Annotated in this window: 13 protein-coding genes and 3 pseudogenes; 2 read left to right on the forward strand and 14 right to left on the reverse strand. The window is 37.8% G+C overall.

Annotation, left to right across the window (positions count from 1 at the left end):
- Positions 1–144: 144 nt before the first annotated feature.
- Complete coding sequence (locus tag MKP09_RS13500; protein WP_240830518.1) at positions 145–1,512, reverse strand: sigma-54-dependent transcriptional regulator; 1,368 nt, start codon at positions 1,510–1,512, stop codon at positions 145–147.
- A gap of 383 nt (positions 1,513–1,895) precedes the next feature.
- On the opposite strand from MKP09_RS13500, the gene MKP09_RS13505 reads away from it, so the two are divergent.
- Entirely contained in the window at positions 1,896–3,005 is a 1,110-nt protein-coding gene (locus MKP09_RS13505; protein WP_240830519.1) for a glycosyltransferase, read from the forward strand.
- Between the two features lie 583 nt (positions 3,006–3,588).
- Here the strand turns inward: MKP09_RS13505 and MKP09_RS13510 are convergent.
- The 3 genes from MKP09_RS13510 to MKP09_RS13520 all read right to left on the reverse strand — a co-directional run bounded on the left by MKP09_RS13510 (position 3,589) and on the right by MKP09_RS13520 (position 5,146).
- Positions 3,589–3,957 carry a response regulator transcription factor gene (locus MKP09_RS13510; RefSeq protein WP_240830520.1) on the reverse strand — a complete coding sequence of 123 codons (369 nt, stop codon included), beginning with the start codon at positions 3,955–3,957 and terminating at the stop codon, positions 3,589–3,591.
- A gap of 306 nt (positions 3,958–4,263) precedes the next feature.
- Positions 4,264–4,788, reverse strand: coding sequence for a ferritin-like domain-containing protein (locus tag MKP09_RS13515; RefSeq protein WP_240830521.1), 525 nt, complete (start codon positions 4,786–4,788; stop codon positions 4,264–4,266).
- Between the two features lie 127 nt (positions 4,789–4,915).
- The gene (locus MKP09_RS13520; RefSeq protein WP_240830522.1) at positions 4,916–5,146 is read right to left on the reverse strand and encodes a hypothetical protein; all 231 of its coding nucleotides are present in this window, start codon (positions 5,144–5,146) and stop codon (positions 4,916–4,918) included.
- Positions 5,147–5,955: 809 nt separating this feature from the next.
- Between MKP09_RS13520 and MKP09_RS13525 the strand changes: the two genes are divergently transcribed.
- The gene (locus tag MKP09_RS13525; RefSeq protein ID WP_240830523.1) at positions 5,956–6,102 is read left to right on the forward strand and encodes a hypothetical protein; all 147 of its coding nucleotides are present in this window, start codon (positions 5,956–5,958) and stop codon (positions 6,100–6,102) included.
- A 215-nt stretch (positions 6,103–6,317) separates the two neighbouring features.
- On the opposite strand, the gene MKP09_RS13530 is transcribed toward MKP09_RS13525, so the two are convergent.
- The 10 genes and pseudogenes from MKP09_RS13530 to MKP09_RS13585 form a co-directional block, all read right to left on the reverse strand.
- Entirely contained in the window at positions 6,318–6,968 is a 651-nt protein-coding gene (locus MKP09_RS13530; protein ID WP_240830524.1) for a DNA alkylation repair protein, read from the reverse strand.
- A 195-nt stretch (positions 6,969–7,163) separates the two neighbouring features.
- Positions 7,164–7,565 carry a nuclear transport factor 2 family protein gene (locus MKP09_RS13535; RefSeq protein ID WP_240830525.1) on the reverse strand — a complete coding sequence of 134 codons (402 nt, stop codon included), beginning with the start codon at positions 7,563–7,565 and terminating at the stop codon, positions 7,164–7,166.
- Positions 7,566–8,038: 473 nt separating this feature from the next.
- Entirely contained in the window at positions 8,039–9,046 is a 1,008-nt protein-coding gene (locus tag MKP09_RS13540; RefSeq protein WP_240830526.1) for a zinc-binding dehydrogenase, read from the reverse strand.
- Between the two features lie 199 nt (positions 9,047–9,245).
- Positions 9,246–10,034 (reverse strand): SDR family NAD(P)-dependent oxidoreductase, encoded by a 789-nt coding sequence (locus tag MKP09_RS13550; RefSeq protein WP_240830528.1) that lies wholly within the window; start codon positions 10,032–10,034, stop codon positions 9,246–9,248.
- Positions 10,035–10,048: 14 nt separating this feature from the next.
- Positions 10,049–10,656: pseudogene (locus MKP09_RS28135) on the reverse strand (DUF6766 family protein).
- Positions 10,657–10,849: 193 nt separating this feature from the next.
- Complete coding sequence (locus tag MKP09_RS13565; RefSeq protein ID WP_240830531.1) at positions 10,850–11,104, reverse strand: KTSC domain-containing protein; 255 nt, start codon at positions 11,102–11,104, stop codon at positions 10,850–10,852.
- 54 nt (positions 11,105–11,158) lie between these two features.
- Positions 11,159–11,539 (reverse strand): hypothetical protein, encoded by a 381-nt coding sequence (locus MKP09_RS13570; RefSeq protein WP_240830532.1) that lies wholly within the window; start codon positions 11,537–11,539, stop codon positions 11,159–11,161.
- 111 nt (positions 11,540–11,650) lie between these two features.
- Positions 11,651–11,920, reverse strand: a pseudogene (locus MKP09_RS13575) (type 1 glutamine amidotransferase family protein); the annotation flags it as partial.
- A gap of 103 nt (positions 11,921–12,023) precedes the next feature.
- Positions 12,024–12,581, reverse strand: a complete 558-nt coding sequence (locus tag MKP09_RS13580; RefSeq protein WP_394801073.1) for a catalase-related domain-containing protein — start codon at positions 12,579–12,581, stop codon at positions 12,024–12,026.
- Between the two features lie 9 nt (positions 12,582–12,590).
- A pseudogene (locus MKP09_RS13585) lies at positions 12,591–13,687 on the reverse strand (catalase); the annotation flags it as partial.
- Between the last annotated feature and the right edge of the window lie 606 nt (positions 13,688–14,293).

The following is a 14,293-nucleotide window of genomic DNA, read 5'->3' on the forward strand; positions in this document are numbered from 1 at the left end:
TTCTGGCAGGAGGATCTTGCCTATTCGCTAACTCATGTTTAAACTTCTGCTGTCGTACACACTCAAATGTAATCTAACTTATGTTATATCCATCTTATCGCATGCCTTAATAAAATAAGGTTAAACGATTTTATATCCGTGGAACTAATTTACTTTTAGTTTATTGTACAACGTTTTTCTGTCGATATTCAAAATCGCAGCGGCCTTGGTTTTATTATACTTGACACGCTTTAAGACTTCCATGATTTTAGTAAACTCTGCTTGCTGCGTTACCAGTTTTAAGTTTGATAAATTAGTTTCTTGCTCAGCAGGCATGCTTTCAGATGTATTGCTTTCTTCTTCATTTTTTAAAATAGCTAATTCACTTTTCAAAATATCCGGATTAATACTACTACCATCAGGCGTAAACAGGCACATGCGATTGATGAAATTTTTAAGTTCCCGAAGATTGCCCGGCCAGGAATAATGCCGCATGATGTCTACGGTGGAAGTTGGTATAGGGCCGAAATTTTTATTCAGCTCATTTTCCGCCAATGCAACAAAATTGTTTATGAAAGAGGGTAGGTCTTCAATCCTTTCACGCAAAGACGGGACAATAATGGTAAACTCATTAAGGCGGTGAAATAAATCATCACGAAATTTTTGTTCTTTCACCAATGTGTAAAGGTTTTGATTGGAAGCTACAATGATGCGAACATTAATAGGATCTTCCTTGCTGCCACCAACTTTTCTGATCCGGCGTTCCTGGATGGCCCTTAATAGTAAAGCCTGTACATTGTAAGATAAGTTACCTATCTCATCTAAAAATATAGTGCCATTGCGGGCTAATTCAAACGCTCCATGTTTTAACTGTTCAGCTCCGGTAAAAGCGCCTTTTTCGTGTCCAAATAGTTCGCTGGCGGCCAGTTCCTTAGAAAGACTCCCGCAATCAACTGCAATGTAAGGGCCTGAGGCGCGTGAACTTTCTTCATGTATTAAACGCGCCAGTCTTTCTTTACCTGTACCCGTTTCACCAATTAAAATGACATTATAATTGGTTGGGGCAATCAGCGTTATGTTGCTGTATAACATTTTTGCAGCCACGCTGTTTCCCTTCACATAGGTTTCACTCTTTTCGGTATGTATGACTTTTGGAGAATCATTAGCCGTGGTTTTTCTGTTAAAAACGCTTTCAATAAGTTCTAGTATTTTTTCCGGAAGAAGGGGCTTTTCAAGATAATAGAATGCGCCTGTCTTCATCAAATCTACAGCAACCTGCACACTGGCATAGCCAGTAATAAAAATAACTGAAACATCAGGTTGAACTGATTTTATTTTTTCAAACATCTCTTTACCTTGTATGTCGTTTAAGACGTAGTCGCAAAAAATAAGATCAAATTTTTCAATATTTAATATCCGCATAGCTTCCTTTCCCGATGCTGCGGTTGCCGTTTGATATTGATGCCGCGTAAGAAAAGTTGAAAGTAATTTACAGGTTGCTAAATCATCATCAATGATGAGTATCTTTTTCATTTATGAAGGTTTGGAGGGGTTATAGTATATAGAGTACCGTAAGTAACAAAATAAAAAGCATTAAAAAAATAAAAATTAAGTATCCCATAACGTCCTAAACATGAGCATTTGATTCCACAATGTGTGGTTTTATGTCCACTTGATGTATGCTAAAAGAGATTTAATGTTTTCTTATCGTAAACATTTCGCTAAAAATGATGTGATTTCTAACTCAATTACGCTCTGTATGTCAATAGAATAGTCAGAGAGGACACTTACGCTGCCTGGGATCAGTTTTTTGTTTTGTTATTTTATAAAATGATTGCTATTAGGCATACGTATTGTTTTGTTCATGCTGATTTATAGAAAACCTTTGACAGTCAGAAATATCAGACAATATTTATATGCTTGAAAAGAACAATTTAATCGTGTTTTCTCATCTCAGGTGGGATTTAGTTTATCAAAGGCCGCAACACATTATCAGCCGTATTGCGAAAGCGTACAATGTATTATATGTGGAAGAGCCTGTATTCAGCGACTTGAAAAAGGGAGTTGAAATGTCTCTTGATAAATCTGGAGTGATCGTAATAACGCCTATTTTAAATAAGAATGATAAGGAAAGAGCAACTATCACCTTGGCGCATTTATTAGAATTGCTACTAATGAGTTTGAATTTTAGCAGCTATTCATTTTGGTATTATACACCAACTGCCTACAGTTTTACCAAACATCTTCATCCTTCAACCATAATCTATGATTGTATCGATGAATTATCAACTTCTAAAAATACGTCGGTGGACCTGCTTGAATTGGAGTCTGAACTTATTGCTGCTTCATCTGTGGTTTTTACTAGCTGTAGGAGTTTATACAACCTGAAAAAAAGAGAAAATATTCATTATTTTCCCGATAGCGTTGATAAACAACATTTTTCAAAAGCCAGGCTACTTCAGGCTGGCGTTTCTGATCAGTTAAACATACCGTTCCACCGGTTTGGTTTTTTCGGCGTTATTGATGAGCAGTTTGACGCTAATTTATTAAGGGATGTAGCCCGTAAACGTCCGTCATGGCAATTTATCATTATTGGTCCTGTTATAAACATAGATGAAGAAGTATTACCGAGAGATACTAATATACACTACCTGGGGGCTAAACAATATGAAGAGCTGCCTGTCTACATCAGTAGTTGGGATGTAGCATTTTTGCCTCTTGCTTGTAATGAATTCACCAGGTATACAAGCCCCACTAAAACGGCTGAATGCTTAACTGCTGGTAAGCCGGTGATCTCTACAGCAATAGAAGATGTGGTAGACTCTTATGCTGACCTGGGGCTTGTGCATATTGTTAATGATGCAGAAGAATTCATTCAGTCAGGAGAAACACTGCTAATTCCACCTAGCTCAGCATCGCTTGACAAAGTAGATGCTTATCTTAACGGCAATACCTGGGATCGCACTTCACAGGAGATGCAACGTTTGATTGCCGATTCACTGAAAGGTAAAGTATCAGCTATCTAGGTAATTCCAAATATTCATATTTGGCAACCTGATAGCATAGTATGAGTAAGCGTTTAAAGAATCTGTTTTGATAGTTTAATCAATGGCATTGTGTTTCTACGCAACGCCATTTTATTTGCTGATAAATCGATAGTATTGACTTGCTTTCATATGTGGTTTTATTCGTGAATAAAAATAAACGTAGCGTAGCTAAAAATTTAGCGGTTGCTTTATATAGCTAACTATAGTTCTAAATTTTATTCATCCGGACCATGTTCACGAAATGTTCCGCTTTCGTTTCTTCAATAAAGTATTGGAAGTCGCTGATTAAAACGTTGCTCAGAAGGATCTGGATAGTCTGAAAACTCTATGAATTCATCCCAATAGCAATTGTACATTTACAACACTCTCTGCTCAGGGGAAGAAGTGATCCAAATTTAAGTACTCTAGAGTATAACTAATATTCATATTACCGTTAAGGTAATCATACACAGAGCCGCCTCGGTACGCATTTGTAACATGAAATTGAATTTGATCAGCAATTTTAGATAGTTGCGGGGAACCTATAAGAGTATTAAACATTCCGAAATGAATACAAATTGTTTCATGAGGTAAGTTGCTCGATGATTGACAAAAGTTCTTTAATCTCAAATGGCTTTTCTAAAACACCGTCTGCACCTGCTTCAGGAGCTAACATATTTATCTGAGGGTTGGCTGATAACATCAGCACAGGCACGTGCATAATCCTGCTATCCGCCTTTAATAACCTGCAAAGATCTACGCCATCTATATCAGGTAGCTGTTTGTCAAGAATGAAAATATCTGCATCCAGGAAGTTGCTGTTAAGCATACTTTTGGCAGTACCAAAGATTGCTAGGCAATAACCAGCTTTTTCAAAAATAAAACTAGCGACATCTAATATCGCGTAATCGTCTTCAACAAAGATGATTTTTTTAGTTTTTGCGTGTAACATATTTTGAATTGTAAAGATGAAGTTCGAGACTTTTCTTATTCTGCTGCTATCACAAATTTAACCGTTGTGGTTTTGACTTTTATTATTTGCACACTTAGCCGTGTCTGATTTTTCGACCTTTTTAATAAAGCAAAAGTGCTAAACTTATAAAATAAAAAAAACAGTTAGTAGACACTAACCGTTTTATCGAAAACTATGCTGTGAATAATATGCTACTAAAATTCTTTTTATCAACGGAATTTCTTACATCTGTGTTTAAAAATAGCCGTATAAATTTTTATAACAAGTGACTTATAATGAGAGCCTTTATTCAGTCGCTGCCCGGGAATTGATAAAGCTCTCTGCAATCTCCGTTAAGGCTTCATTTGTTGTCTTTTCATTATCAAGCGTTTTCTCTAATAAATCAGCTATTTCTATGTGGCTCATGATCCTGGCGAAGGTTCTTAATGTACCATAAGTAGCAATTTCATAATGCTCGACTTTTTGTGCCGCTAATATTAATGCTGCATCGCGCGTATAACTGTCCCTGTCTGTATCGGCAATGATACTTTCTGCTTCTTTTATTAGGCCCTCCATTGCTTCACATTTTTTACTGTCAGATGCTTCACCTAAAATATCGAAGATGCTTTCCAGGGTTTCCACATGCTGTTGTGTTTCTTCAGCATGCTTAGAAAAAGCGGTGGACAGTTCTTCACATGTGCTTGCTTCCTGCATGCGTGGCAAAGCTTCTACCAACGATAATTCAGCTCCATATATATCTTTTATTTCTTCAATAAAAAACTTATGAAACTCGCTGTTTTCCATATCCTCGAATTTGTTATTGTTTCCCATAATCTTTTTATTTATAATTTAATAATTATTTGATACGAGTTAATGTTCTGCACCTGTCTTAGAGTGAATCAGTCTATTGTGATTATGAAGATGTATTCCCGGGCTCCTTGCATCAACATCATCGCATTTAGGTTGCTTTCATCTCACCTACCTGGCGATGAGATCCGTGAGATTGTCGGAGTTTTTCAACATTTGAAGGGCTAGTCGCGTTCGTTGAAAATGTAACATTGTGTTCAAGTTGAGCCATGTCAAATTTCTCATTATCATATTCGACTGTATCTTTTGAATTATTATTACCAATTTTACATGCAGCGGTACAAAGCGCAAATGAATTACAAGTAGTAGAGCATTTTTTCATTTGTATAATTTTTTAGTTTGCAATTTTACTGCGATTGCTTCCGATCCGTTAACTGTTGGCGGAAACGATAAGTCGACGCCATATTTATATTGATAAGGATGATCAAGAGCCATGCCGTATGATTAAACTATAAGAAAATATGTTTAACGCACGATCAAAGTGACTTTTAAGCGAGAGAGGAGGCCTATTGTTTAAAGTATCTGGGGAATTTTTGCCACAAAAGATTATCATTATGTGGCAAAGCAGCATCAGGTAAGCGATCATAAACCTATCGAAAGATATTCAGGCCTGTAATCTGCCGTCACTTACACTAGTTTTATTAAAGTATGGAGGTTTTCAAATGCTCAGACTGTTCTAAAAAAATTGCTGTGTAAATTATTTATATGTAACAATTCCCAAATCTTTCTGATCATCAGGTGGCACTAATTCGAATAACGTGAGAATCTAATAAGGCTAATTTTGCCCTCTAACGAGTTTTTTTAGGAATCATCATAATATTATCGTCATCTTACGCCATCTATCCAAATTTTTAGGAGAGAACACTCTGTTGTTTGTTAAATAGCATATTTCAAAACAGCGCGGCCCCGTCGAGTGAAAGAGCTGGAAATTCTAAGCAGTACTTACAATATAAATTTTACAAGTCTTAGCAATTGTATTGATCATTAGCAGCAGTCTGCAGTATAGTAACCTGGCCAGCACCGTTGCTTTTTGGTGTTTCAAACTTAATTTGAAAACCACCTCGACAACAATTCGTGGCGATGTCTGAAGTGAGCGATATGGAAATGAATAAAAACCGATTAGTAAAATGAATGATTTTTTTGACAGAAACTGCGTCCGTCGTTGTTAAGGAACAGCCAGCTAAATTATATCAACTAAATGTAAACAGGGAGATTGAAGTATCGGTAACTATACCAGCACAAGGCAATACCTGGCTGGTTTTGGAGCAGGGAAAATAAGGCTGTTTAATACGATAGATAATGATATGAATGTATTCTCGTTGGATTTTTTTCATTCGAGGTTATCTTTTAAAATTGTGCCTGGTGATTTCGGGTTTTGCAGTCGTTCGGAAATCAAGGAATTTTTTGTCACTACAGTTGATCGAATTATTAAGCTTTAAGTTTATACGTCAACTCTGTGTTACAAACTGCCGTTTCCATAAGTTATTCAGTTGTCACAAGTAATTAAATATTTCGTTTGTTACTTTCCATTGCAATGAACTCTGGCAAGTAATTGGGCGTACACCCTTTTGATACCATTTCACCTTTATAAAGACCCGTTTTCTCGCCAAGAGCGACACACCTGTTTCGATACTTTTTTCATAAACTCCAATCCAGCCTGCAAGAAAATTCATAGCCCATTGAACTGCAGGCTCTTCAATGGTAATACTGGTCTCAATTGCTGAAAGTAAGTCGGGCGTATTTTCTGGCGGTGCCTGACCTGTCCATCTTAATCTTGCCTGATAGTACCAATAGGTGCGTCTTTGAAGTGAAGCCGGACTATTTTTCCAGGATTGAATCAATGTAATTGTCTTTTTATCCTTAGTGAGCTGGTTGGCCATTAGCCAATCCATTAGCTGATTTCGCTCATCAAATGGATGAGTCTGCATGTCCTTATCAAGCTTATCGATCAAATCCTGTGAAAGAAGCTTGTTGTCCATAATTAAGATGGCTAATTGTCTGGGCAAAAACCTTTCAGTTGACCATAGTTCCATAGCCAGTTCGTGGTCCTTTTTAATATCCTTCGCAATTTTCCGTAAGTCCCCTAATTTAGTTTTAGTATTGATTTGAGCCAAAATGTTTTCCGCCCGTGAAGAAAGTTTCATATCAATCTTTTGTTTTTAAGACAATAAATAATTCTGACTACGTCGGGTTATTTGCGATTAATTGCAATACATATTCGTCTATTCAGTTTTGTACTAAAGATAAATAGAAATCGGAAGTTGAGTATTTGTTGATCAACTGCCTTATTACAAATACCCTTGTTACGTACGTTTATGTTTGCCGTTCAAGTTCCGGTTTTAAATAGTCAACGATTTTGAGACGGCTAAACTGTCTTCTAATAATCTGTATTTAATGATCAGATTATCCTGAATTGTTATTTGTATGAAAAACATGGAGTCAACTATCTTGTTTGTTTGAAGCATTCTTGTAGAGAATTCTCCTGCAATTACAGCGTTGTTATTATCAATAAAAATATTCTCAATGTGTGCCGAAATAGGTTCAGTATTCTTCCATAGCAATTCATAAAACTTTGAAACTTCCTGCTTGTTGCTTCTTCTACCTAACCACGGTGCCTTGGTTTCATCTCCTGGTATATACCAATCAATCTTGTCTGAAAAAAGCTCGCCCAATTCCTTTAAATTCCTTTCGGATTGGTGTTTGAAAAATGTTTGAATGATGGTTTGAGTAACGATGTTCATATTTTATAGTTATTCTAAATTTTTCTCAAAGATGAGGTTGTTTTTTTACAATTACAGCGAATGGTTTGGGTATTGGCTATGAGGCGAAATATATATTCGTCTATTCAACATGTACTAAAGTAAATAGAAATCCGAATTTGAGTATTTGGTTCAGTCCACTTTTTCAATAAAAAAGCCTCCTGTTAAAGAGGCTCCAACCTATAATAATAGGTATGCCATTAACTCATTAACCAGGGTTACTAAATCTTTTAAAGAGAATAAGTAGAGTACCCGTTAAGTTTGTCAGAAACTTATAGTAAATACTCTTTTCATTAATATCTGTTCAAAGAATGATGAGGTGGTTACTATGAATATGAAATATGTAATCTTTATTCTAATTCCTCATTTATTGTTTTTTATTTTCTTTATAAATTGATTGGAGCTTTTAATTTCTTGTTTTTAGGCCTTTCGAAATATTTTTCTAGTTCGCTGGCTTAGCTCCAGGGATCCAATACAACTTTTACACAACCATCTTCTTTTTGCTTAAAGATCTCATAACCGTGTTCAACCTGAGATAGAGAAAGCCGATGTGTAATGATATCGTCCAGCTTTACTTTCCCATCAGTCACATACTTCAAAAGTGTATCTATGTATTTGTGAGCCGGAGCCTGTCCGCCTTTTAAAATAATTCCTTTATCAAAAAATTGTCCCACCGGAAAGTTATCGTAATGTGCAGGATACACCCCAAGTACCGATACGATACCTCCTCTGCGTACGGCACTCATACAAGCTTCCAGAACTTTGGGCGAACCTTTTTCAAGATTGATAACAGCCTTCGCGCGATCCCACATATTGCGGTCGGGTTCAAATCCGACGGCGTCTATACAAACATCAGCGCCGCGACCTTCTGTTAAATCCCGTATTGCTGCCACAACGTCTTTAGCGCCATCATCCCAATGCACAGTAACACAATCGGCTACTTCCTTTGCTTTAGTAAGGCGGTATTCAAGCGTATCAATAATGATTACTTTACCTGCGTTTCTTAAATGTGCTGATTTAAGGGCCATAAGTCCAACTGGCCCGGCTCCAAAAATAGCAACGCTTTCTCCTCCTTTCAGTTCGCCCCAGTCAACACCAGTGTAACCAGTTGGGAAAATATCAGTCAGAAATAATACCTGCTCATCAGTGAGTTGTTCCGGCACCTTGCGAGGTCCGTAGTCGGCATAGGGTACGCGTACATATTGAGCCTGACCACCATCATAACCGCCATACAAGTCTGTGTATCCAAACAATGCGCCACCCTTTTCCGTTAAAATACCACCTTCTGGTCCGTAATGTTCCGGGTTGCTATTTTCACAATGTCCCGGAAGATGGTGATCGCAGAAGAAACATTGTCCGCATGCGACAGGAAAGGGAACAATTACACGATCCCCACGTTGAAGGTTCTTTACACCTTTGCCCACTTCCTCAATAATGCCCATAAATTCGTGACCAAGTACCATATTTCTTGGTTGCGGTATTCCCCGGAGTAAATATGAAGATCGGAGCCACAAATCGCTGTGGACGTGACTTTCAGAATAACGTCACGATCGTTTTGGAGTTTAGGGTCATCTACGGTATCAAACTTGATGGAACCGGGACCATGTATAACTGCTGCTTTCATTGTATGTGGATTTAAAGTTTATAATATTGTTATTTTGTCTACTGTTCTGCAGGCTTTTGCGAATTTTTCATATTATCAGCCGCTATGCTATCTGGCATTATGTTGCTCATGGCTACATTCATTTTGTTTTTAAAACCAGCAACAACCATATCTTCATCGTTCATTAAAGCATTATATCCAGCTTCAGCGACATCCGCAGGATCTGCCAATTTACTTTTGTCCTGCACAGCTTTTGATTCAGTCATATTTGCTTTGTTGAAAAAATCTGTATCAGTAGCGCCGGGAAGTAACGCAGTAACAACAATCCCTTTTTCTTTTACCTCACTTCTCAATGCTTCTGTAAAAGACTGTACAAAAGCTTTAGTGCCATGATATACTGACTGCCATGGGCCGGGAGCTTTACTCGCAATTGAAGAAAGGTTCAAGACTCGCCCATCTCCCTGTACTAACATGTCCTGCAGATATAATTTGGTGAGAACAATGGTTGATGAAATATTCAGTTGCACAATCGCCAGTTCACGATCAATATCCGTGTTCTCAAATAGTCCATATAATCCTTGTCCTGCATTGTTGACAAGTATGTTGACCAATAGATTTCTGTCCGTAGTTTGCCGATATAATTCAAAAGCTGCATGAGGATTGAAAAGATCTTTTGCAATAGTAATAACCTCAACCCCAAAAGCCTCCAAATTTATTTTTGCCTTGGCTAGTTCATTCTCATGTCTTGCAACAATAATTAGGTTATGTCCGTTTTTCGCAAATATTTTTGCCAGTTCTAAACCAATACCTTGTGTGCCGCCTGTAATAAGTACATACTTGTTTATCATTTGTATTTTTTAAATTATGGATTTTCATTGTGTGCCATATCTACCGGCTTAGATTCAGGGGAACCTTTTTCGCGTAGCCAAATTGATAGCACCACTATTGCTGCAACTGCAAGGAATTCACTTTGCCAATTTTGAAAAGATTCGAACCAAAAGCGGGAACCTGTAATATAATCTTGCCAGCTTTCGAGGGAAAGATGTTTTTCAAATCGTTCTGTATTACTTTCTTTCAGGCTACCATAAAAATGAAGAATAAAACTCAGGAGGAACAGTAGGCCAAAAGCAATGGATAAAGAATGCTTGTATAAGTCAAGCCAAATTCCTCCTTTTTCACCGGCCATGGCGCGGCAGGGTGGGGTTTAGGTTCCTTATCAACATCTTCTTCACCTTCTAAACCTTTTGATTCACTTGATCCTTTTTGACGAAGAAATACTGTAAATACTACATACAACATCATCTGTAAAAATTCACTTTCCCAGTTTTCGAAGGTTGCTTGTATAAAATGTCCGCTATTTACATATTGTTGTAACTGTAGCGAGGGCCTGCCTTCTTCCATTCGCTGCTCATTGTCTGTTTTCCAACCTGTGATAAGTTGCGCGCAGAGGAAAATGATCATCAAACTCATTAAAACAATGCTGAGACTATTACGATAAAAAAACTTTTTCTACGCATGGTTTCCTTAATTAAACGTTTATGAAATTTGAACAAGGAATATTACGAATGCTTCTGGTGACCTGCCCCGTATTCAGCACGATTTAAACATTATACCATCTTAGTTTTATTAAGTACTAGCTATATTGGTTTTATAAAATAATATACTAGCCGATAATACCTTGAGAAAAGCGAACCTGATAAATAGTAGTAGCAATATCTTCATCCAATACGTTACTCATTCTTTTTTTGTATCTATACCTGCCTTTGATTTTAGCGTTTAGAAACTGTCCTTTTGAAAATGCTCCTTTCATCTCTTCATAAATATCGGCAGGCACATCTTTGTATTCATAAATCGAGCCCGAGATATAGCGGAACCTGAAGGGATCTGGTAGATGTGTTATATGTGAAATTGTCGACAACGGTTGAGGGCATATAGTTTACGGGCAACATGTATGCTGCAATTAATGCTATACTTAATGAATAACTCCGAATCCAAATAACCACATTGCAGCGCTAAAGATCAGGTGGCCAAAAAATATCAGCACCAAATAAATTTTAACTTCGCTTACGAGGGTATATTTGCTTGCATAGATAATAAGGCTCCACGCAAGTACAGCAAGGATTCCGCAAACGGCGCCGTACATTAGCGCCGTTGGAAATGAATGAAAAGTGGGGAAATAATGCCACAAATATAAAAATACAGCCGCAAAATTTATTCCTATAGTATAATGAATAACTGTTCCAAACAACAATTTTTGAGAGTGGCTTTTCAATTGCAAAACATTACCCAGAATAGCAGGTACATAATAACGTTGGGAAAAAACCATTGAAGCTAATTTTACAAAAAATGTCATTGTAAAAGTGCTGACAGTGCCTGAAATTATGACTATAAAAAGTAAGAAAATTGAATAAGGCATACTCTAGAAAATATTCATTCAGATTCTGTCAAAATAAGAAAACGTTCTCTATGCAGGCACTTTACGCTCCATTTCCCTTTCCCAAAAACGATGCTGGGCAATATTGCTTATAAAATTTTGACTATCTCCATTCATTGTAATTCCAGGCCCCTTCCTTACATAAGTGGCTTCGAAAAATTTTTCAGCCTTTGGCGAACCGCCTATAGCCTTGCAATGTCGATATTGTTCGTTTACAAAATGTATAGCATCTGGCTCACTCAACAAAGCTTCAGCATGCTGAGCATTTCCTGGTATATAAACAGCATCAAACAATACAGAAGCTGTGTTGAAAAAGTCATATCTGTAGCAATGGGGCTGCCATCTGAACTATTGATAGTACCAAGCCGGGGCCCAATAATTTTTGCCGTGGCGCCGCCATCAATTAATGCTTTTTTAGTTTCGTTATTTCTTTTTCGTCAACCCCGTCGGTTGCGAGTATAGCTATTTTCCGGCTTACAATGGAATCTTTAACTGTACCGGCCATACTTAATGCAGCAGACCGCTTGATGCTTGAAGTTCCTTTCAAAGGCTTATAGTCTTTAGGATTTCCGTCGGCGGGAATTGCGCCATTTTCGACAGGCTTGGCATTTTTGATTTGAGGTAAACCGATTTTTGCAGCTACGTATGAAGCGAGGTCAAGGTCAACGTTAGAAAGGTTATTCACCATCCGTTCACGAATTGCTGGAATAATGCATTTGGATAACTCAAAACTCAAGGCATCTTTTATATGATTCTTTTCAGGTTCGCTCTGGCTATTGTAAAAAAGTTTTGCCTGGCTAAAATGATCGAAGAAACTCTTGCTTCTTCCACGTATTTTTTGACCGTCTATCTTTTCCTGATGACTGGTGAAACCTTCTGCTGCCTTTGCCAGATACGGGCAACCACCTCCAATGCTATTAGGTGTATAGCTGGCCTTACCTTTGTTTATCTGCATCCTCATGTGTGCTTCACGCTGATTATTATAAACGGGTACAACAGGACGATTGATCGGTATTTCGTGAAAGTTAGGACTTCCCAACCTGGACAGTTGAGTATCTGTATACGAAAACAACCGGCCTTGCAAAAGAGGATCATTGGTGAAATCAATACCTGGAACAACATGCCCGGGGTGGAATGCTACCTGCTCTGTTTCAGAAAAAAGTTGTCAGGGTTTTTGTTCAAGGTCATAGTACCTACGCGCATTACAGGCACTAATTCTTCCGGAATGATTTTCGTTGCATCAAGCAAATCGAAATCAAATTTATGTTCATCTTTTTCTGCCACCAACTGAACGCCCAATTCCCATTGAGGAAAATTGCCCTGTTCAATCGCTTCCCATAAATCGCGTCGATGAAAATCAGGATCTTTACCGGATATCTTTTGGGCTTCATCCCATGCTACAGAATGCACGCCCAATAATGGTTTCCAATGAAATTTGACAAAGGTACTTTGGCCCTTTTCATTTATGAAGCGAAAAGTGTGTACGCCAAACCCCTCCATCATTCTCAAACTCCTTGGAATAGCCCTGTCGCTCATGGCCCACATTATCATGTGTGTACTTTCAGGCATTAAGGATATAAAATCCCAAAAAGTGTCGTGCGCTGTAGCCGCCTGAGGCATCTCATTATCCTGCTCTGGTTTTGCTGCATGTATAAGATCAGGAAACTTCATGGCATCCTGTATAAAAAAAACGGGGATATTATTACCCACCAGGTCAAAATTGCCCTCATTAGTATAGAACTTCACTGCAAACCCTCTCACATCCCGAGCAAGATCTGTCGAGCCGCGTGAACCGGCAACCGTTGAAAAGCGTACAAATACCGGCGTTTCATGTTCAGTATCATTTAAAAAACCAGCTTTAGTATATTGCCCTAAAGAGGTGTTAAGTTTGAAAGTGCCATGTGCGCCAGACCCTCGCGCATGCACAATACGTTCGGGTATGCGTTCGTGATCAAAATGAGTCATCTTTTCTCTAAAGACAAAATCTTCCATTAAAGTGGCGCCCCGATCGCCAGTTCTTAACGAATTGTGATCATCATTTATTTTAACTCCGTGATCCGTGGTCATCGTTTGTTCGGTGGCGTCACTCACATTATTCAAAAGGTCGTTTATTTTTTTATTGATATTTTTTTAGGTGGGTTTTGCTTGGGCATGGCTATATTTTTAGGATTTAGAGGGAAAAGTATTACTGTTTACAAAAGAGAGACGTATTTAAAGATATTAATGCTCAACTTTGGATTCACATTAATACGATCATCAATGTCAAGCCAAATTTGAGACACTGCATTATGACCAATATAAAATCACTGTTGATCATACGCTAGATTACTAAGGGTTTAAAGAATGTTATCTCTTGAAACAATAGGAGATGCAATTACTGTACCAATGGAGTAACGCCAGGCGGACAGTAGTAGTTCAGTTGTTGTATTGTATTAAAAATGGAGAGATTTGCTTCTCCCAAAATGGTCACATCTGTTAAAAAATTCGCTTATGTTGTATGTTGTGTACTAAATGTATCGAGAAATATTTTTATTTAGCTTTAGCTAAAATGCTGTCTATCTTTTTGGCTTCAGCAAGATGGTGTTCTAACTTACTTATTTTCGAAGACGCCGAGCTTTCACTTCCGGGTACTTTCCCTTTCTGGCCTGTTCTTTAAATTATCTATAATCTTCC

This window comes from Paraniabella ginsengisoli, assembly GCF_022513635.1.
Classification (GTDB): Bacteria; Bacteroidota; Bacteroidia; order Chitinophagales; family Chitinophagaceae; genus Niabella; species Niabella ginsengisoli.

What these genes read in the sequence shown, in the direction of transcription:
- MKP09_RS13500 (WP_240830518.1), bottom strand. Translation starts at nt 1,512, where the DNA reads ATGAAAAAGATACTCATCATTGATGATGATTTAGCAACCTGTAAATTA.
- MKP09_RS13505 (WP_240830519.1), top strand. Translation starts at nt 1,896, where the DNA reads ATGCTTGAAAAGAACAATTTAATCGTGTTTTCTCATCTCAGGTGGGAT.
- MKP09_RS13510 (WP_240830520.1), bottom strand. Translation starts at nt 3,957, where the DNA reads ATGTTACACGCAAAAACTAAAAAAATCATCTTTGTTGAAGACGATTAC.
- MKP09_RS13515 (WP_240830521.1), bottom strand. Translation starts at nt 4,788, where the DNA reads ATGGGAAACAATAACAAATTCGAGGATATGGAAAACAGCGAGTTTCAT.
- MKP09_RS13520 (WP_240830522.1), bottom strand. Translation starts at nt 5,146, where the DNA reads ATGAAAAAATGCTCTACTACTTGTAATTCATTTGCGCTTTGTACCGCT.
- MKP09_RS13525 (WP_240830523.1), top strand. Translation starts at nt 5,956, where the DNA reads ATGATTTTTTTGACAGAAACTGCGTCCGTCGTTGTTAAGGAACAGCCA.
- MKP09_RS13530 (WP_240830524.1), bottom strand. Translation starts at nt 6,968, where the DNA reads ATGAAACTTTCTTCACGGGCGGAAAACATTTTGGCTCAAATCAATACT.
- MKP09_RS13535 (WP_240830525.1), bottom strand. Translation starts at nt 7,565, where the DNA reads ATGAACATCGTTACTCAAACCATCATTCAAACATTTTTCAAACACCAA.
- MKP09_RS13540 (WP_240830526.1), bottom strand. Translation starts at nt 9,046, where the DNA reads ATGGTACTTGGTCACGAATTTATGGGCATTATTGAGGAAGTGGGCAAA.
- MKP09_RS13550 (WP_240830528.1), bottom strand. Translation starts at nt 10,034, where the DNA reads ATGATAAACAAGTATGTACTTATTACAGGCGGCACACAAGGTATTGGT.
- MKP09_RS13570 (WP_240830532.1), bottom strand. Translation starts at nt 11,539, where the DNA reads ATGACATTTTTTGTAAAATTAGCTTCAATGGTTTTTTCCCAACGTTAT.
- MKP09_RS13580 (WP_394801073.1), bottom strand. Translation starts at nt 12,581, where the DNA reads ATGAGGATGCAGATAAACAAAGGTAAGGCCAGCTATACACCTAATAGC.